Below are 18,278 nucleotides of genomic sequence, written 5' to 3'. Positions count from 1 at the left end.
GGTGCGGACGAAATCTCTTTGAACCATCCGGACCCGACTCCTCGTCTACAGGGCGGCTCGGCACCGACACGGGACACGACCGCTTCGAGGAAGGACGGCAGACATGGTGCGCATCTCCTACGACTACGACCTGATGACCGTCCTCGCCCGCCATCTGTGGCACCTCCGCGACGAACTGGACGTCACCTCGCAGACGGACAAGACGTTCGCCGCCGGTGACATCGGCCCCCGCCGGGAGACCGCCGAGGCGCTGGAGGACTTCTACGGCGCCTGGAAGAACTCGTTCAAAGAGGGCTGGCAGGTCATGACCGACCTCGGCAACCTCCTCGACAAGGCGGGCAAGGCCTTCTACGACCAGGACGCCTCCCACGCCGCGGGCGCGGCCCAGCAGGTCACCGCCCAGGTCCGCGACGAGGCCACCCGGCAGAACGAGATACGCAAGCAGGCGCTGAACGGCAAGCTCCGCGCGGACCAGGCCAGAAACCTGGAGGCCCGCTTCAAGACCCAGCAGGCGCGCCTGAAGAAGGACCAGGACGCCCTGGTCGAGAAGCGGCGGAAGATCGACGAACAGACCGCGGCCCAGCAGAAGCGGCAGGAAGCGCTCAACAGGGAGCAGGAGGAGCTTGCCGGGAAGCGGGAGCCCCTGCTGAAGCAGCAGGACGAACTCCAGGCCAGGCAGCAGCGGCTCTGGCAGGAGGAGAAGGACCTCCTCAGGCAGCGCGAGGAGAAGCTCCAGGCCAGGCGGGACGAGCTGCAGAAGGAGTACGAGGCCCTCCGTAAGGAACAGGAACCCCTGCTGAAACGGCAGGAGGAACTCCAGGCCGAGCAGCAGCGGCTCTGGGCGGACGAGAAGGCCCTGCGCGCGCAGCAGGACGCGGCCATGGAGAAGAAGGTCACCGCCCTCGAGCAGGAGCAGAAGGCCTACGACGGCAAGCAGGACGCCCTCCAGGAACGGCAGGAAGCCCTCTGGCGGGAACGCGAGACGCTGCTCGGCAGGGGGAACGCCACCCAGGCGGACCTCGACGCCTGGCAGCGCAGGCAGGACGCCCTGGCGAAGGAGCGGGACGACCTGTGGGAGACGGAGGGCAGGGGGCTGGCGGAACGCTGGGACGCCCTGGAGGCGGATCAGCGCGATCAGGAGAAGGCGTTCGACCCGCTGAACGAGCGGCAGCGGCAACTGGACGCCGAGCGCGAGGCACTGAGCCGCGACCAGGAGCCCCTCTCCGAGCGGCAGGACGGACTCCAGAGCAAGCAGAAGGACCTCTGGGCGCTGGAGAAGTCCACCCAGAAGGAGGTCGAGGACGCCGTGGAGAAGAAGCAGAACGGCCTCGACGCCGAACGGGCCGACCTCCAGACGCGGATGGACCCCCTGGACCGGGAGTCCGAGGACCTCCAGGCCCGCCAGAAGGAGGTGTGGGACGACCAGGCGGACACCGAGACCGCCCAGACCTCGCTGACCGAGGAGGAGAAGCCCCTCCAGCAGCGGCAGCAGGACCTCCAGGACACCTTCGGCGAGGAGTACGACAAGCTGCGCGACTGGGACCCGGATCGCGACCCGGACGTCGGCCGGCTCAGGGGAATGCGCGGTCAGCTGGACGATCTGCCCGACGAGGCCTTCGTGCCCAAGGGCTACACCGTGGAGGACGCCAACAGCACCACGACGGTGTCGTACCAGCTCGACGGGAACGGCGAGATCAAGGTCGACGGGAACGGCGACCCTGTGGAGACGACCACCACCGTCACCAACAAGAACACGGGACTGTCGTACTCCGAGACGTACCACCCGCTGTCCCGCGACGGCGACTCCGTGACCACGATCCGCAGTTCCGACGGCTCCGTCACCAAGGTCTACATGGACTCCGACCCCGAGGGCTCGCCCGACGGGTGGATGAAGCGCTACGTCACCGACGAGACCGGCCGGGACACCCTCCAGATCTGGACCAAGCGCCCGGACGGCGACTGGGAACTGACCATGGACAAGGAGACCTACCTCGAGTCCGAGGCGGGCAAGCAGGACGACCAGCAGTTCCTGGACCGGCCTCCGGCGTATCTCACGGTGGAGAACCCGCTGGTCGACGCGGGCGGCCATCCTTCCGGCCCCACCGCTGCGGGGACGACGACCACGGTGCAGGAGGGCGTGACCCGGACCGACTACACGGGCGCCGACGGCTCCGTCACCAAGGTCGTCACCAACGAGAACACCGGGACCCGCTTCGTCGCCGACGGCAGCAACGAGATCCAGGAGATCTGGCAGCGCGCCGAGGACGGCAGCTGGTACCTGAGGGAGTCCGTCACCCAGCACGAACGCAGCGGCGCCGAACCGCCCCTCGGAACCCTCGGTGAGAACTGGCGCTGACTCCACGCGGGCGCCCCGGCGCCCCACCCCGAAGCTCCCGCACGCGCTCTTCCGGCGCCGCCGGGTCCATCAACAGAAATCGAGGTGCACCATGCCCAAGAACGTCATCGACGACGAGGAAGTCGAAGCCACGGCCAAGAAGCTCGACTCCGCGGTCAGCGACACCCTCGTCCCCCAGCTGTCCTCGCTGCAGGCCGATGTCGAGAACCTGCTCCAGGGCGGCCTGCTGCTGACGGCCACCAGCCCGAAGATGCAGACCTCCTACGCGAACTTCAACAAGTCGTTGACGGAGGCAGTGAACAACATCACGCAGTTCTCCAAGCAGTTCCGGGACATCTGCAACGCGGTCAACAACCTCGACTCGCAGATCGCGGGCGGCATCCCCAGCTGACCCGCGCCAGAAGCGGGATGCCGGCCTCCAACTCCCCCTCCGTCGGCATCCCTTGCGCAGGGGCGTCGGTCCTTCCCCCGGACCGGCGCCCCTGTCCGCTTCCCGGGTGCGTTCTCATCTGTAACCTCAGGTTCTTCTCACAAAGTCTTGAAACATTCAGAACCGCTCATAGACTCCCAGCGGAACCTCACATTCCACCCATGAACCGTGAGTCCACCCCGGGTACCCGTGCTCAGCCCTGCCCAGCCAACGCCGCCGCCGCGGCGCCGACCGGACCGGCCCAGGAAGATCCATGCCGGCCCTGGGGGACCTATGAGAACACCCACGCCCTCCCACGACGGATCCACCCGCAGGCTCTACGAAGAACACCACGGTGCCCTGCTGCGCTATGTGTCGGGCCTCATCCGGGGCGACCGCCAGCGGGCCGAGGACTTCGTCCAGGAAACCCTGGTACGCGCCTGGCTGAACACCGCGAACCAGCCCCCCGGCTGGTCACCGTCCCGGGCCTGGCTGGTGAGGGTGGCGCACAACCTGGTGGTCGACTGGTCCCGGCGCGAACGGGTGCACACCGAGATCCAGCACGACCACGCGCTGGACAAGCACATCGAACCCGTGGACCCGATGAGCCAGGCCGTCCAGCGCCGCTTCATGGTCCACGCCCTCTCCCGGCTCTCGCACCCCCATCGCGAGGTCCTCTTCTACGTCTACGTCCTCGGCTGCACCGGTTCCGACGCCGCCGACGCCCTGGGCATTCCGCCGGGAACCGTCAAGTCCCGGACCCACCACGCGATACGTGAGCTGCGCCGCCGGCACCCCGCGGACACCCCGGCGGCGGCATGACCGGGCCCGCCGTGACGAGCGCCGACCCGACACCGGACTTTGCGTTCGCGATCGGAAAGCCGAGCGACTCGGTGCTCACGGTCGTCATCGTGGCCGTCGTCGTCCTGATCCTGCTGTTCCTCCTGCTGCGGCACCTGATCCGCAAGGGGGGCGGCCGGCGGCCGTTCCGGCGGCGCGTCGGCCGTGAGCTGACCCTCACCCGGCAGGCCTTCGGCGAACCCCTGCGCGCCTACCGCCGCCACCGCCGAGGCGTACGCGCCCTGGCCCGGCAGCTCTCCGACCCCCGGGGCGGCCTGCTCGTACGACGGCTGCTCGACGCGGCATCGGCGGCCCTCGCCGGAACACCCGGCGCCGTACCGCACACCGTGCGCCTCGAACCCGGATGGGCGGCCGTACAGATCGCCGCCCGCCGGCTCCCCGGCCCGCCCGCCCCCTGGGAGGCCCCCGCCGAACCCGGCCCCCAGCGCTGGGAGCTGCCCCTGACGGAGGAGGACGCGCTGCCGCCCGGCGGCACCCGCGCCGGCGCGCGCCTGCGTCCGCTGCCGGTCGCCGTCGGCATGGCGGACGACGCCTGCGTCCACCTCGATCTGGCCGCCGGACCACGACTGATCACCGTCGAGGGGGACACCGTCGCCCGGACCCGGCTGCTCCAGGCGCTGGCCGCCCAGCTGGACCGGCCAGGCAGCGGCGCCTCGGTCGTGGTCGCGGACGGGGTCCATCCGCAGCACCGCGGGCAGCGGCTCGACACGCTGCTGCGGGAACTGGAGGCGGCCGCCCCCGCGGCCGACGGGGTCCAGGAACCCGACGAGATCGGGGAGTCCGCCCGCACCGCCACGACCGTGGTCGTCTGCGCCGCCCCCACCCCCGAGCAGGCCCGGCGCCTGAGCGCCCTCGCCGCCTCCGGGGCCGTCGTCTGCCTGGCCGACGGCCGGGTCGCGGGGCACACCTGGGCCCTCCGGGTCGACGGCCGCGGCCGGGTGATCGCGCCGGAACTGGAGCTGGACACGGACTCCGGACCGCTGGCCCGGGCCGTCGTCACCGCCGTCCGCGCGGACCGCCGCCGACTGCGCCGCGAGTCGACCCCGCGCCGGGGCACACCCGCCCCCCGCGCACGGGAACACCGGCCGGGGGGAGCCGGGGAGACGCGAGAACTCCAGGAGGCCCTGCCGCTCGAAGAGGCCGAGGTTCTCCAGGAGGCGCAGACGGAACCCGTCCCGCAGGTCACGGCCCCCACCCGCACCGCGACCGCTTCGAACCTGCTCGCCGAGCCGACCACCACCCGGGAACGCAGCACCGCGGCCTCCTCCGGAACACGCGAGGACTAGCCGCTTCAAGGGCTCTCCCGAAGCACCACCCCGAAGACCACCCCCCGGATGACCACCCCCGAACCACCCGCAAGGGGAGACGTGAAACTCCTCATCACCACCGTCGCCGACGGCGACCGCAACGGCAGCCAGGACGTCCTGCTCACCGCGTCCGGCAGCACCCCCGTCGAGGACATCGCCGCACACCTGGCCCGGCTGCGCGCCGGGGACACCGACGAGACCGATGAGACCGGCGGCCCGCTCCCCGCGCCGGGCCCGGCCCCGGCCTGCTTTCTGGGCGACGAAGCGCTCGCCCCGGGCACCCCGCTGGCCGGCACCCGCCTCATGGACGGCAGCGTCGTCGCCCTCGGCACCCCGCGGGCACCGGCCGTCAGCGCGTACGGCCCCGAGCGTGACGCCATGCCGCAGCCGCACCGGCCGGACCACGCCCCGGTGGTGGAACTGCAGGTGGTGGGCGGCCCGGACGCCGGGCGCGTGTACCCGCTCGCCCTCGGCACCCACGGCATCGGCCCGCAGGAGGACGCGGCCGTCCCCCTCGAAGGCCGGGGCATACCCGGCGAGGGCATCCGGGTGACCGTACGACCCGACGGATCGGCGATCGTGGAGCTTCGCGAGGGCGGCCCGGCCAGGCTGTCCGTACCGGAGCCGCCCGAGCACCGGGGCCGGCCCAACACCCCGTTGCTGCCCCTCGCGGAACAGGACGAGGTGGACGGCGCGGACGGCGAGGACGGGGAGTTCCAGGAGGCCGGCAGCACGGCAATCCCCGGCGGCTGGCAGGTGTGGGCCGTCGACGCGGAGCTGTCCGTCGGCGAGTATCTGCTGCGGCTGACCGAACCGACGGCCAGGGACGCGGCGGTGGTGCCGTCCGAGGGCGGTGGTGGCCTGGACTACAACCGGCCGCCGCGCATCCTGCCCCATCTGGCACCCGAGCGGTTCAGGCTCCCCGGACCGCCCGACCCTCCGGGCCGCAGGCCGATCCCGCTGCTGGTGAGCCTCGCCCCGATGGTCTTCGGCGTGTCGATGATGCTGTTCCTGAACTCGTACTTCTACCTGATCTTCATGTTCCTGTCGCCGGTGCTGGTCGCGGCGAACTACGTCAGCGGACGACGGCAGGCCCGCAAGGACTACGAGGAGAGGTCCCGCGTCTACCGGCAGCGCCGGTCCTCGCTGGAGGAGGACGTCCGGGAGAAGGTCGCCAACGAGCGGCGGTTGCGCACCGAGAGCGCGCCCGATCCGGCGGTCGCCGGACTGTGGGCGGTCGGCCCGGGCCGCAGGCTGTGGGAGCGTCGCCGTGGCGACCCGGACCACCTGGCCCTGCGCATCGGCACGGCCCCGCAGCCGTCCCTGCTCGGCATCGACGACACGGCCCGCGAGGACAACCACACGGCGGTGCACTGGACGATCCCGGACGCCCCGGTCGGCGTCGACCTGGTCGAGAACGGCGTGGTGGGTCTGGCCGGCGCGACCGGACCGGTCCAGGCCCTGGCCCGCTGGATGACCGCCCAGGCCGCGGTCCTGCACACCCCGCGCGACCTGCGGATCGTCGTCCTCACCGACAAGGCCTCGCAGGACTCCTGGCACTGGGCGCGCTGGCTGCCCCACTCCCGGGACGGCCTGCCCGGCACTCGTGGCGGCGCCGTCGCCCTGATCGGCAACGACCCGGAGACGGTGGCCAACCGGGTCGCCGAACTGGTCTCCATCCTGCGCACCCGCCAGCGGGCGGCCGAGTCCACCATGAGCAAGGCGCTGCTGAGCGAACCGGACGTCCTGGTGGTGATGGACGGCGCCCGGCGCCTGCGCGACGTACCCGGTGTGGTCTCGATCCTCAAGGAGGGCCCGGCCGTCCGGATCTTCCCGCTCTGCCTGGACCAGGAGGAACGGCTCCTTCCGGAGGAGTGCAGCGCCGTGGTCCGCCACGAGAACCACCGGCTGACCCTGCGCCGCACCGGACAGCCCGACGTCCCCGACATCCGTCCTGACCTGGTCGAGCCGGACTGGTGCGAACGTGTGGCCCGGGGCATCGCCCCGATCCGCGACGTCACCCCGGACGCCTCCGAGGGCCTGCCCACGAAGGTCGGGCTGCTCGAACTCCTCGGGCTGCCCGAGCCGACCGCCGAGCAGATCGCGGCCCGCTGGGACCGGCGCCCGGCGTCCACCGGCGTCCTGCTGGGCGCCGGCTACGACGGACCGGCCGCCTTCGACCTGGTGAAGGACGGCCCGCACGGCCTGGTGGCGGGGACCACCGGTTCCGGCAAGTCCGAGCTGTTGCAGACCTTCGTGGCCGCGCTCGCGGCGGTCAACCGTCCGGACGAGCTGACCTTCGTCCTGGTCGACTACAAGGGCGGCAGTGCCTTCAAGGACTGCGTGGACCTGCCGCACACCCTCGGCATGGTCACCGACCTCGACAGCCATCTGGTCCAGCGCGCGCTGACCTCGCTGGCAGCCGAACTCACCAGACGCGAGCACATCCTGGCCGACGCCGGGGCCAAGGACCTGCCCGAGTACCAGGGCATGCGCCGCCGCAGCCCGGAGCTGGCGCCCGTGCCCCGGCTGGTGATCGTCATCGACGAGTTCGCCACCCTGTACCGGGAGATCCCGGACTTCATCCCCGGCCTGGTGAGCATCGCCCAGCGCGGCCGTTCCCTGGGCATCCATCTGATCCTGGCCACCCAGCGCCCGGCCGGAGTGGTCAACTCCGACATCCGGGCCAACACCAATCTGCGGATCGCGCTGCGGGTCACGGACTCCTCGGAAAGCCAGGACGTCATCGACACCAAGGACGCCGTCAGCATCTCCGCGGCCACCCCCGGCCGCGCACTCGCCCGCCTCGGCCACGGCACGGTCGTACCCTTCCAGACCGCCTACGCCGGCACCCCCCTGCCCGGCGCGAAGCCCTCCCCGAATCCCGGGGAGCAGCAGCCCGTGGAGGAGTCCCGCATCTGGGGCACCGAACTGCACTGGCAGCGCCTCGGCCGCTCCCTCGGCCTGCCCGGCACGGCCGAGTCGGAGCCCGGCGGGGAGACCGCGGCGGACATGGCGGTCGACGATGTCCCCACCGACCTCAACGCGCTGGTGGAGGCGCTGTCCGAGGCGGCGCGGATCGCCGGCTGCGCCCCCCAGCCCAGCCCCTGGCTGCCGGCCCTCGGCGCGGACGTCCTGATCGACGACCTGCCGCAGCCCGAGGAGTCCGGCGGCGCCCGCCTCGCCCCGGTGTCGTGGGGCCTGTCGGACCTGCCCGAAGCACAGGCACAGCTGCCCGTCCGCCTGGACCTCGCCGAGTTCGGGCATCTGTACGTCATCGGCATCCCGCGCTCCGGCCGCTCCCAGGTGCTGCGCACCATGGCCGGAGCCCTGGCCCAAGGCCATTCCAGCGCCGACGTCCACCTCTACGGCATCGACTTCGCCGGTGGCGCGCTGACGGCGTTGGGCGTGCTCCCGCACTGCGGCGCCGTGGTGCCCCGTGGTGACCTCGAGCGGCTGGAACGGCTGTTCGCAAGACTCGACGCGGAACTGGAACGGCGACAGGAACGCCTCACCGAGCACCATGCGAGCAACCTCACCGAGCTGCGCGAGATCGTCGGTGCCGGTGCCCGCCCGCCGCACATCATGGTGTTCATCGACGGCTGGGACGCGCTGATCGAGGCCGTCGCCGACCACAACGGCGGCCGTCTGGTGGAGCTGCTCAACCGGCTGCTGAGAGAGGGCGCCGCCGCGGGCCTGCATGTCGTCGCCACCTCCGAACGGGCCCTGCTGTCCGGACGGGCCACCGCGCTCAACGACAACAAGCTGCTGCTGCGCCTGAACGACCGGACCGACTACCACGCCGTCGGCAAGCGCTCGCGCGACATGCCCGACATCATCCAGCCCGGCCGCGGCTGGAGCTCCGACGGCGGTACCGAGATCCAGGTGGCGCTGCTCGCACCCGGTGCCGCCGGGCAGGAGCAGGCCGAGGCGCTGCGCCGGATCGGCGCCGAGGCGACCCGGCGCGACACCGGACTCCCCGCGGACCGCAGGCCCGCCCGCATCGGCACGCTGCCGGTGAAGGTGACCTTCACGGACGCGTACGAGAAGGTGGGAGCGGAGTTCCGTCGGCCGATGTGGGGCCTGCTGGGACTCGGGGGCGACGACGTCTCGCCCGTGGGCGTGGACTTCGCGGACACCTCACCGACCTTCTCGGTCGTCGGCCCGCCGGGCTCCGGACGCAGCACCACCCTCGCCGCACTGGCGGTCTCGCTGCTCGCCTCCGGCACCCGCCTGGTGATCCTCGCCCCCCGGGAGTCGCCGCTGCGCACCCTCGGCGACCATCCGGGAGTACGGCTGGTCACCGCGACGGAACCCACGGTCGAGGAGTTCACCGAGGCCCTGGAATCCGGCAGCGGACCCCGGGTCGTCATGGTGGACGACGCCGACCTGTTCGTCCTGCCGGACATCGACCAGAACCTTCGCTCCCTGGCCCAGTCGGGCAGGGACCGGGGCATCGGCATCGTCATCGCCGCCACCGCGGAGACCATGACGGGCGCGATGGGCTGGCTCAGCGCCCTGAAACGGCACCGCAAGGGCGTCCTCCTCGGCCCGCAGAGCATCCTGGAGGGCGACTTCGTCGGCGCCCGCCTCGCCCACGCCCACCTGCGCGGGCGCAAGCCCGGCCGTGGCCTCACCGTCGACCCGCGCTCCGGGGAACTGATCAACGTGCAGGTCCCGGAGACCGTGCTCGACGGGACGACGGACGGGGCCGCCTGACACCGACGAGACGACGCCGGCACCTGGGAGGTGAGGGCTTCCCGGGCACTGCCTCGGCACCCCGGCCGGACTTCTGTGGCCGTCCCACCCGCGGACGGCTCAGGCGGTCTTGATGCGGAGGATCAGGGTCACCGCCGAGAGGATGGCGAGGAACACGGGGAAGGCCGCCACCTTGAGGGGGTCGTGCACTCTGAAGTGGGTGGCGGCGGCGCCCAGCAGCAGGAGGATGAGGCAGCCGGCCGCGGCCACACCAAGGGGAGCCCAGGTGAGGCCGATCAGAAGGCCCGCGGCACCGGAGATCTCCAGGATGCCGATGGCCCGGGAATGGTTCGGCTTGAGCCCCAGCCGCTCGGCGGCCTCGGTCGCCATCGGATGGTTGATCAGTTTGAACACACCCAGGGGCATGAGGACCAGGGAGAGGAAGGCGGACAGGACGACGACAGTGGCAAACATCGGTGCTCCGGGGAAGCGGTCGGTTGTGCGGACGGGAGACGGGGCGGGACGTGGGACAGGCCCTCAGACCCAGTCGGGCAGGCGGCCCAGGTGCGGAAGGATGCGCTCCTCCTCCAGGCCGAGGTGCTCCGCGAGGAGTTCGCCCAGCTCACGCACCGCGTCCTGGGCCGCCTTCCAGACCGGCTCAGGGCCGGGCAGGGCGTCCAACGAGGACATCAGGGTGTCCAGCCGGCGCCCGAGCTCCACGTGGTCGGCCGTGAGCCGGTCCACGATCGGGGCCAGTTCGGGGGCCACTCCGAGCACCGCGGGGAAGATCCGGAAGTCCTCGATGGAGTGGTGGGCGTGAACGGTCTGGCAGTAGGTCTCGCAAAATGATCTGAGCTGCCAGGCGGCCTGACGCATCGACAGCGCGTCGACCCGCCCGCGGACTTCGGACACCCGGGCCGCGTCGCCCGAGGCAAGCAGCCGCAGGGTCTCGTCCAGCGAGTCCAGGTCGCGCCGCAGCAACCCGTGGGCGGCCACCAGTGTCTTGACCATCGCCTCTCCGGCAGCGGTGACAGGGTACGCGGCGGCCGAGCCGCCCGCCGCCGTACCACCCTCACCCGTTCCCGCGCCGACACCCCCCATCAGGCGCCCTCCTCCTTGCTCAGCGCCTCCAGCACCGCGGGCACGACCTCCTCGCTGAACACCTCGATCTGGCGCTCGTGGTCGGCCATCGGCGTCAGCATGATTCCGGTGACACCGGCTTCGACGACCAGGTGGACGATGCGCTCGGTCCAGGCCGCGGGCCCCTCGGTGAAGGGGGTGGAACCGTTCGGGTCGATGTGGCCGATGATGTTGTAGAGCCGACGGACCTCGGACGGGTCGCGATCGGCCACCGCGGCGGCGTCGTCGATCGTTTTGTTCAACTCGATGTAGCGGGCGGGGTCGATGTAGGGGAAGCTCGGCAGCCAGCCGTCGGCCAGCCGGCCGGTGAGTTCGATCATCCGCGGCCCATACGCGCCGACCCACACGCCGATCGGATGCGCGGGGGCGGGACCGGGCACCACACCCTCCAGGCGATAGTGCTCGCCCTCGTAGACCGCGGGCTCGTCGCCTCCCGCCCACATGCGGCGGATCACCGCGATCGCTTCCTCCAACGCGTCGATCGCCACCTTCGGGGAACGGCTCGGACCTCCCATGCCGCCACCGCCTTGGTCGGCCCCGGCCCCGGCACCGATGCCCAGCTCCACCCGGCCGCCGCTGATGAGGTCGAGGGAGGCAGCGGCCTTCGCGAGCATGGACGGCAGCCGCAGTGGAAGGTTGGCCACGTCGGGGAAGAGCCGGATGCGCTCGGTGCGGGCGGCCAGTACGGTCATCAGCGTCCAGGAATCCAGGACCCCGGGCAGGTACGGGTGATCCATCACGCCGAGCAGCCCGAGCCCGCGGGTGTCAGCGAGCTGGGCGAGGCGGACGAGTTCCTCGAAGCGCGCCGCCTCCGGGTTCAGCGCGATGCCGAACTCCAGGGAGTGGAGACGAGGTGTTGTGGGCTCGGGCATCGGTGATCTCTCCCGTGATTCGCGGTGATTCGGGGCAACTGCGGGCGGGCGGTGCTGCGCATGGGGGCGTACGGTCCGCTCGGGACACCTCGGGCAGCCGGGGGTGCCGGCGCGGGGGAGGCGGGAATCCCGCTTGCCCCGGTGAATTCCCGCTGCTCCGGGTTCAGTTCATTAAAGCCGTCGGGCCACCCACCCCGCTGTATCTTTGAGGTGACGGTAATTGACACTCGACGTAAGCAGGATTGACGGTGCTGGACGTACGCAAACTGCTGCTGCTGCGCGAGGTCGAGGCCCGCGGATCGATCGCCGGAGCTGCCCAGGCTCTCAACTACACCCGATCCGCGGTCTCGCAGCACCTGTCCGCGCTGGAGGCCGAAACCGGTGTCCCGCTGCTGGACCGTACCAACGGCAAGGCCACACTCACCGCGGTGGGCAAACTCCTGGTAGGGCACGGAGAGTTGATCCTGTCCCAACTGGAGACCGCCGAGTCGGAACTGCTGGAGTTCAGCGGGCAGGTCTACGGCGATCTGCGGATCGGGGTTCCCTTTCACGAGGGCCCCGCCCTGCTGGTGCCGACGCTGGTCGAGCTGCGGCGCGCGCACCCGACGCTGCGGATCACCCTGCACGATGCCCGCGGCAGCGAGGCCCGGCAGGCGGTGCGGCTCAATCGGCTCGATCTGGTGGTCGCCTCCCGCTACGGCCAGACCCCCGAGCCAGAGGTGCCGGGCCTGAGCGAGGAGCCGTTCGTCAGCGACCGGATACGGCTGGCGGTCCCGACCGACCACGAACTGGCGGGTGCGGGTCCCCGGCCGCTGTCGGACTTCGTCGACGACCACTGGATCTTCGACGAGGCCACGCCGCTGGGCCGGCTGACACTGCACGCCTGCCACAGCGCGGGGTTCGCGCCGGACCCGGTCGCTGCCACTGACGACATGCAGGCGGTGCTGGGCCTGGTCTCCCACGGATGGGGGGTCGCCCTGGTGCCGGACCTGGTCCCCGACCGCCCCGGCTTCCCGGTCGTACGCGTCGACCTGGAAGGCCCGGAGCTCACCCGAGAGGTCTTTCTCGTGATGCGCGCCGGTACGGTTGCCTGTCCGTCGGTGGCGGCGCTGCTGGGGGCCGTACGCCGCGACACCGACGCGCAGGAGTGACCTCCGGCTGACCGCGGAGATCACCGGAAGGACGGCGGAAGGACGGCCGGCACTACGTCCGGTCTCCCGCGAGACCGCGCGAGAGAGGAAGCGTGGCCCTCACACCCGCTCGCGAAGCCCTCATCCTCGCGAATCCGTCATTTGTGGCCCACGACCAGCGAGACCGGCCCGTCCAGCGGCTCCGCCGAGCAGTCCTTGAAGCCCGCGTCCGCCATCCAACCCACGCAGTCCGCGCCGGTGTAGTCGAAGCCGCCCGGGCTCTCCAGCAACATGTGGAGACTGGTCAGCAGGCCGAAGGCGTTGGTCCGCCGCTCGTCGTCGATCATCGACTCGTAGACCACGACCGCTCCGCCCGTCGGCAGCGCGTCGTACGCCTTGGCCAGCAGCATGCGCTTGGTGTCGAGGTCCCAGTCGTGCAGCACCCGGCCGATGACCACGACCTCGGCCGTGGGCAGGCCGCCGGTGAGGAAACTGCCGGGGGAGAAGCGCAGCCGCTCGGTCAGCCCGGCACGGCGCACGGTCTCCTCGAAGGTCGGCGCGACCGCGGGCAGGTCGAAGCCTGTACCCGCGAGGTGCGGGTGCGCGGTCAGCACGGTGCTCAACAGGATGCCCTCGGAACAACCGATGTCGGCGACGCTGTCGTACTTGGCCCAGGGGAACTTCGCGGCCAGTGCCTGCGAGGCTGCGAGCGAGCCACCGGTCATCGCCTTCTGGAACCGGCTGGTCAGCTCCGGGTCGGCGTACAGCGCGGCGAACGGGTCACCGTCCGCGCCGCCGAGGTTGTTCTGCGGCTCGCCCGTGCGCAGCGCCTGCGTGAGGTTGCCCCACGAGCGGTACCACTGCTCCTGGGCCATCTCCAGCAGGCCGCCGATGTAGGTGTCCTTCGCCCGGTCGAGGAAGGCGCCCGTGTCAGGGGTGTTGCGGTAGACGCCGTCCGTGCGCTCCAGCAGGCCGAGCGCGACCTGGCTGTCGAAGAAGTCCAGGGCGCCGCGCGGGTGCAGACCGAGGCGCTCGGCGAGTGTGGCGGCATCGGCGGGGCCCTTGGCGAGTTCCGAGTAGACACCGAGTTCCACGGCGGTCAGCAGCACCTTGGACGACCAGAAGCCCAGGCCCAGCTGGACGATCCGGTCCTGCGCGCTGCCGGAGACCGGGGGTGGTTCATGACTCACGGTGTGTCCTTCCTGGGAGTGTCGGCTCGATGGCCGTCGACGTCGGCGAAGAGGTGGTTGCCCGGCCCGGTCTCAGCTTTCGATCAGGCGGTGCAGGAGGACGGTGTCGAAGATGTCCTCCATGCGGGTGGCCTTGCCGCCCTGGAAGGTCCAGGAGTGAACGAACTGGTGGGTCTCGGTACGGCCGCTGCGCGAGGTGAAGTGGCGGATCCCGAAGACCACGACGCGGTCGCCGGACTCGATGATCTCCAGCGGCTCCAGGCGCATCCCGCCGAGCACTGTGGGCACGTGGGCCAGGAACTCCTTGACGCCGGCGTGGCCCTTCTTGGTCCCGCCGAGGCCGTAGCTGTCCATGCTGTCGGGGTGCACCCAGGCTATGTCGGGGTCGAAGGTGGCCAGCAGCGCGTCGACGTCCCGGTCGTGGAACGCCCGGTAGGCGGCCTCAATGCTCTCTCTGTTGCTCGGCACAGCCGGTGTGCTCCTCTTCGATGCGGCCGGCTCGGTACGGGCGGGGGCGGTGCGGGATGTGTCGCCGGACCGGGCCTTGACAAGGTCGGGGTACATCGACTCCACGGTGCGGCGGATACCGTCGTGCCAGGTGACCTGGCACGGTCCGGTCAGTTCGCGGCGCAGGGTCGGGTCGCACGCGTAGGTCTCGCGGGTGGTCTCGCTGGGCACGAGTTCGGCGGTGACGCCGGTCAACTCCTCCAGGTAGCGCACGCAGTCGGTGATGCCCATCGACTCGTCACCGCCCCAGTTGACCAGGGTGGTGGGGACGGCCGCGGCCTCCCACAGCAGCGGCACCTGGCGCACCAGGTCGTCGGTGTGGAGCGGAGAGCACCAGTTCTGCCCCTCGACAGGAACCGGGATCGGCTCGCCGAGCAGCATCCGCTTGAAGTACAGCATGGGGACGCCGCCGTAACCGCCGGGCCCGTAGGCGATGTTCAGCCGGGCGATGGTGGTCGGAAGGCCCAGCACCTGACCGAAGGCCCGCACGGTGCCCTCGGCGGCGATCTTTCCGACCGGGTACGCGGGCAGCCAGTCGGCCTTGCCGTCGATCGGGTCGGTCTCCGTGTAGAGATGGTCCAGGGTCTGCCGGGCGTACACCGCGCCGGTGGAGACGTACAGGAACGCCTCCGCCGTGCGGCAGTGAGTCATCAGCCGCCCCACCGATACGGAGTTGACGGTGACGGCGGCGTTGAAGTCGCCGTCCTCGCCTCGGCGCACCGCGGAGTGGATGACGTGGGTGAAGTCCTCCGGCAGTCCTGCGAGGGTGTCGGGACCCAGGTCGTCCATGTCCCAGCGAAACGTCCTGATACCGCGCTCGGCCAGTTCGCTCTCGACCCCGGGGGTGCCGAACCGGCCGAGGCACCACACCTCGTTGTGCTCGGCCAGCGCCTCGGCGACCGGTCGGGCCACCTGCCCGGTACCCCCGGTGACCAGGATCTTCTTGCCCTTCACCGGACCACGCCCTCGCTGTCGTCGCCCATTGCCCGGTCCAGCTCGCGGCGCAGGATCGCCTGAAAGGCGGCGACGTGCTGGGGGCCCATCAGGGTGTAGTGCTCACCGGGCACGTCGATGTAGGAGTTGGGCTCGGTGGTGTAGTCGTCCCAGCGGCGCAGTTCGTTCGCCAGCCAGTCCTCCTTGGTGCCGCGCAGCGGGACCGCGTAGAAGACCGTCATGGAGCGGGTGGTGCCGCTGGGCCGGTAGCTGCGGCCGAGCCCGGTGAGCCCGTCGGCCAGGTCCGCCCATGCGGCGAACTTCTCGGCAGTCAGGTCGAGTTCGGTCAGTCGATCCGCCGGGGCGATGTCGATGAAGTGCTGGAGTTGCTTCTCCTTGGGCAGCCCACGTAATTGCTCGGGGAGTTCCAAGGACTGCTTCTTGTTGATCAGAGCCAGGAAGAAGGCCAGGTTGGCCGCCGTCTCTACGAAGTCCAGTTCCTCCATGCGGTACTTGATGTGCGGGGGCAGGTTGAAGCTGCCGACGAAGTCGACCCGCTCGCCCTCGGCCTCCAGCGCCTTCGCGATCTCGAAGGCCACCGCGCCGCCGTAGGAATACCCGGCCAGCGCATACGGTCCGTGCGGTTGCTTGGCCCGGATCGCCTGCACATAGGTGGAGACCATCTCCGCGAAGCTGCTGAAAGGCTTCTCGCCGCGGTTGAAGCCGCGGGCCCGCAGCGCGTAGAACGGCCTGTCGGCCACGAAGTACTTGGCCAGGTTGACGAAGACCAGCACCTCGCCGACACCCGGGTGCACACAGAAGAGCGGGGTCTTGGTACCGCTGACCTGCATGGGCACGATCGGGTCGTAGGGACGCTCGCCCGGTGCCCGGTCGGCGGCGATCCGTGCCGCGAGCGCCCGGACGGTGGGGGCGGTCAGCACCGTGATGATCTGGAGGTCGTCCACGCCCAACCGCTGCGCGACATTGAGCCGCAGTCGCAGGATGTCCAGCGATGTACCGCCCAGGTCGAAGAAGCTCGCGGTGGCGCTGATCTTCTCCGGTGTGGTCTCGAACATCTCCGCGTAGATCGCGGCGAGCTGCCGCTCCGTGGCGCCTTCGGGGGCGGTGTAGCCGCCAAGTTGACGGGACATCAGTTCCTGTACCGCGCCGACTTCCGCGTCGAAGCCGCCGGCCTCCAGACGCTTGCGCATCAGCGAGCGCTGGATCTTGCCCAGGCTGGTCTTGGGGAACGCGGCGACAGGCAGTGGCAGCAGCAGCGAGGGGCGGAAACCCCAGTGCATCACCACGGTGCTGCGCACCGCTGTCAGCAGCCGGAACAAACCGGCCTCGTCGTCCGTCGGCACCTCGGAGTGGAAGGCGATCACCAGTTGCTCGGTGTCGGCGCCTTCGGCGCGGGTCGGGAACGCGGCGACGTAGGACTTCGCCACGCCGTCGAGTTGCTCCAGCGCTGTCTCGATGTCGTGGCTGTAGTAGTTGACGCCGTTGACGATGATGCTGTCCTTGCTGCGTCCGACCAGGGTGAGCCTGCCCTCGTCGACCCGGCCGAGGTCGCCGCTGCGGAACCAGCCGTCGGCGGTGAAGGCGTCGGCGGTGGCCTGGCCGTTGTTGTAGTAGCCGGTGGTGATCATCGGCCCGGACAGCTGGAGTTCACCGACCTGGCCCTCGGGGAGCTGCTGGTTGCCCTCGTCGGCGATCCGCATCGCCAGTCCCCGCACAGGCATGCCGAGGCTGGCGAACTCCTGGCCGGCGTCGACTGCGGGAAACCCGGTGGAGTAGATGCTGCCGGCGCACGTCTCGGTCATACCGAAGGCCGGCCACAGCACGGTGGGCGACAACCCGAAGCCGGCGAAACCGTCCAGGAACGTCTGGCCGGTCGCGCAGACCACTGCCTCGCCGCCGCTGATGATGTGCCGGAGTCGGGACAGGTCGAGGGACTCGCCCGTGTCCCCGAGCCCCGCGACGGCGCCGTTGAGCAGCCCGAGCAGGAAGTTGGGCGTGAAGGTGGCGGTCACCTCGTGCCGCGCGATCAGCCGCAGGAACTCCAGCGGCTCCTTGAGCACCACCTGGGCCTCGACGTGCACCTGCTGCGCCCCGGCGTACAGCGGGAGCATGTGGCACTCCAGCAGGGCTGCGACGTGGTCGAAGGAGACCCAGTTCAGGGTGATGTCGTCGGCGGTGAGGCGGTGGTAGCCGTTCTTGCCGGCCATGGACGCCAGCAGGTTGCCGTGGCTGAGCATCACCGCTTTGGAATTACCGGTCGAACCCGAGGTGAGGACCAGCAAGGCCAGTTCGTCCGGTTCGGCGTCGTAGAGATCCTCGGCCGGGGCGAAGCCGTACAGGTGCTCCAGGGAGACGGCGGTGACGCCGGTACCCTGCGGGAGTTCGGCGGCCAGCGTCTCGTCGACTATCAGCAGCGCCTTGTCCAACAGCCGGTCGATGTGCCTGAGTTGGGACGACCAACGCTCCGGGTCTCCGCGCAACGGCACCAACGGGCACGGCACGAGGCCGCCGAGCAGACAGGCCCAGAACACGGAGATGAACTCCCGCGGGCTCTCGACCAGAAGGGCGACCTTGTCTCCGGGCTTCTTGCCCTGGGCCCGCAGCCCGGACAGCAGACGACGGGCCTTGTCCAGTAATTCCGGGTACGTCTGGAATAAAGTGGGTTCGTCCGCGCTTCCGATGCAAAATCTCAGGCCGGAGTTCGGATGGACCTCTGCGGCACGCAGCAATAGCTGCGTGATATTTCTGTCCCCTTGCTCATTGGCGGGGTAATCCACGGAAAGGCTTATCTGCGTTCCACCGGTCATGAGTCTTCCTCGATCCTTTTTCGGCTGCACTGTTTCCGGACCGACGA

Annotated in this window: 12 protein-coding genes and 1 pseudogene; 6 read left to right on the top strand and 7 right to left on the bottom strand. The window is 70.5% G+C overall.

Annotated elements, in window-relative coordinates:
• The first annotated feature begins 103 nt into the window (after window positions 1–103).
• From ACFPIH_RS21005 to ACFPIH_RS20985, 5 genes are all read left to right on the top strand, one after another.
• Entirely contained in the window at window positions 104–2,356 is a 2,253-nt protein-coding gene (locus ACFPIH_RS21005; protein WP_381174382.1) for a hypothetical protein, read from the top strand.
• A 91-nt stretch (window positions 2,357–2,447) separates the two neighbouring features.
• The gene (locus ACFPIH_RS21000; RefSeq protein WP_286251603.1) at window positions 2,448–2,747 is read left to right on the top strand and encodes a hypothetical protein; all 300 of its coding nucleotides are present in this window, start codon (window positions 2,448–2,450) and stop codon (window positions 2,745–2,747) included.
• A gap of 312 nt (window positions 2,748–3,059) precedes the next feature.
• The gene (locus ACFPIH_RS20995; protein ID WP_381174380.1) at window positions 3,060–3,587 is read left to right on the top strand and encodes a sigma-70 family RNA polymerase sigma factor; all 528 of its coding nucleotides are present in this window, start codon (window positions 3,060–3,062) and stop codon (window positions 3,585–3,587) included.
• Window positions 3,584–4,912, top strand: coding sequence for a hypothetical protein (locus tag ACFPIH_RS20990; protein WP_381174378.1), 1,329 nt, complete (start codon window positions 3,584–3,586; stop codon window positions 4,910–4,912). Before ACFPIH_RS20995 ends, ACFPIH_RS20990 begins: the two co-directional genes overlap by 4 nt.
• A gap of 48 nt (window positions 4,913–4,960) precedes the next feature.
• Complete coding sequence (locus tag ACFPIH_RS20985) at window positions 4,961–9,652, top strand: FtsK/SpoIIIE domain-containing protein (protein ID WP_381174376.1); 4,692 nt, start codon at window positions 4,961–4,963, stop codon at window positions 9,650–9,652.
• Window positions 9,653–9,751: 99 nt separating this feature from the next.
• On the opposite strand, the gene ACFPIH_RS20980 is transcribed toward ACFPIH_RS20985, so the two are convergent.
• The 3 genes from ACFPIH_RS20980 to ACFPIH_RS20970 all read right to left on the bottom strand — a co-directional run bounded on the left by ACFPIH_RS20980 (window position 9,752) and on the right by ACFPIH_RS20970 (window position 11,643).
• The gene (locus ACFPIH_RS20980; protein ID WP_381174374.1) at window positions 9,752–10,105 is read right to left on the bottom strand and encodes a DoxX family protein; all 354 of its coding nucleotides are present in this window, start codon (window positions 10,103–10,105) and stop codon (window positions 9,752–9,754) included.
• Window positions 10,106–10,168: 63 nt separating this feature from the next.
• Window positions 10,169–10,732, bottom strand: coding sequence for a hemerythrin domain-containing protein (locus ACFPIH_RS20975; protein ID WP_381174372.1), 564 nt, complete (start codon window positions 10,730–10,732; stop codon window positions 10,169–10,171).
• Complete coding sequence (locus ACFPIH_RS20970) at window positions 10,732–11,643, bottom strand: LLM class flavin-dependent oxidoreductase (protein WP_381174370.1); 912 nt, start codon at window positions 11,641–11,643, stop codon at window positions 10,732–10,734. Before ACFPIH_RS20970 ends, ACFPIH_RS20975 begins: the two co-directional genes overlap by 1 nt.
• Before the next feature lie 248 nt (window positions 11,644–11,891).
• Between ACFPIH_RS20970 and ACFPIH_RS20965 the strand changes: the two genes are divergently transcribed.
• Complete coding sequence (locus ACFPIH_RS20965) at window positions 11,892–12,794, top strand: LysR family transcriptional regulator (protein ID WP_381174368.1); 903 nt, start codon at window positions 11,892–11,894, stop codon at window positions 12,792–12,794.
• 137 nt (window positions 12,795–12,931) lie between these two features.
• Here the strand turns inward: ACFPIH_RS20965 and ACFPIH_RS20960 are convergent, their stop codons facing one another.
• From ACFPIH_RS20960 to ACFPIH_RS20945, 4 genes and pseudogenes are all read right to left on the bottom strand, one after another.
• On the bottom strand, window positions 12,932–13,963 hold the full coding sequence (locus tag ACFPIH_RS20960) for a methyltransferase (protein WP_381174366.1): 1,032 nt from the start codon (window positions 13,961–13,963) through the stop codon (window positions 12,932–12,934).
• A gap of 72 nt (window positions 13,964–14,035) precedes the next feature.
• Window positions 14,036–14,527, bottom strand: coding sequence for a nuclear transport factor 2 family protein (locus tag ACFPIH_RS20955; RefSeq protein ID WP_381174698.1), 492 nt, complete (start codon window positions 14,525–14,527; stop codon window positions 14,036–14,038).
• Window positions 14,516–15,424, bottom strand: a pseudogene (locus ACFPIH_RS20950) (NAD-dependent epimerase/dehydratase family protein); the annotation flags it as partial. The pseudogene ACFPIH_RS20950 and the gene ACFPIH_RS20955, both read right to left, overlap by 12 nt.
• Window positions 15,421–18,231 (bottom strand): AMP-binding protein, encoded by a 2,811-nt coding sequence (locus tag ACFPIH_RS20945; RefSeq protein ID WP_381174364.1) that lies wholly within the window; start codon window positions 18,229–18,231, stop codon window positions 15,421–15,423. The pseudogene ACFPIH_RS20950 and the gene ACFPIH_RS20945, both read right to left, overlap by 4 nt.
• Window positions 18,232–18,278 lie beyond the last annotated feature (47 nt).

The sequence above is a fragment of the Streptomyces vulcanius genome (genome assembly GCF_042653945.1).
GTDB lineage: Bacteria > Actinomycetota > Actinomycetes > Streptomycetales > Streptomycetaceae > Streptomyces > Streptomyces mangrovi.
Note: the sequence above shows the minus strand (reverse complement) of the source record. Positions and strands in the feature narration are given on the sequence as shown.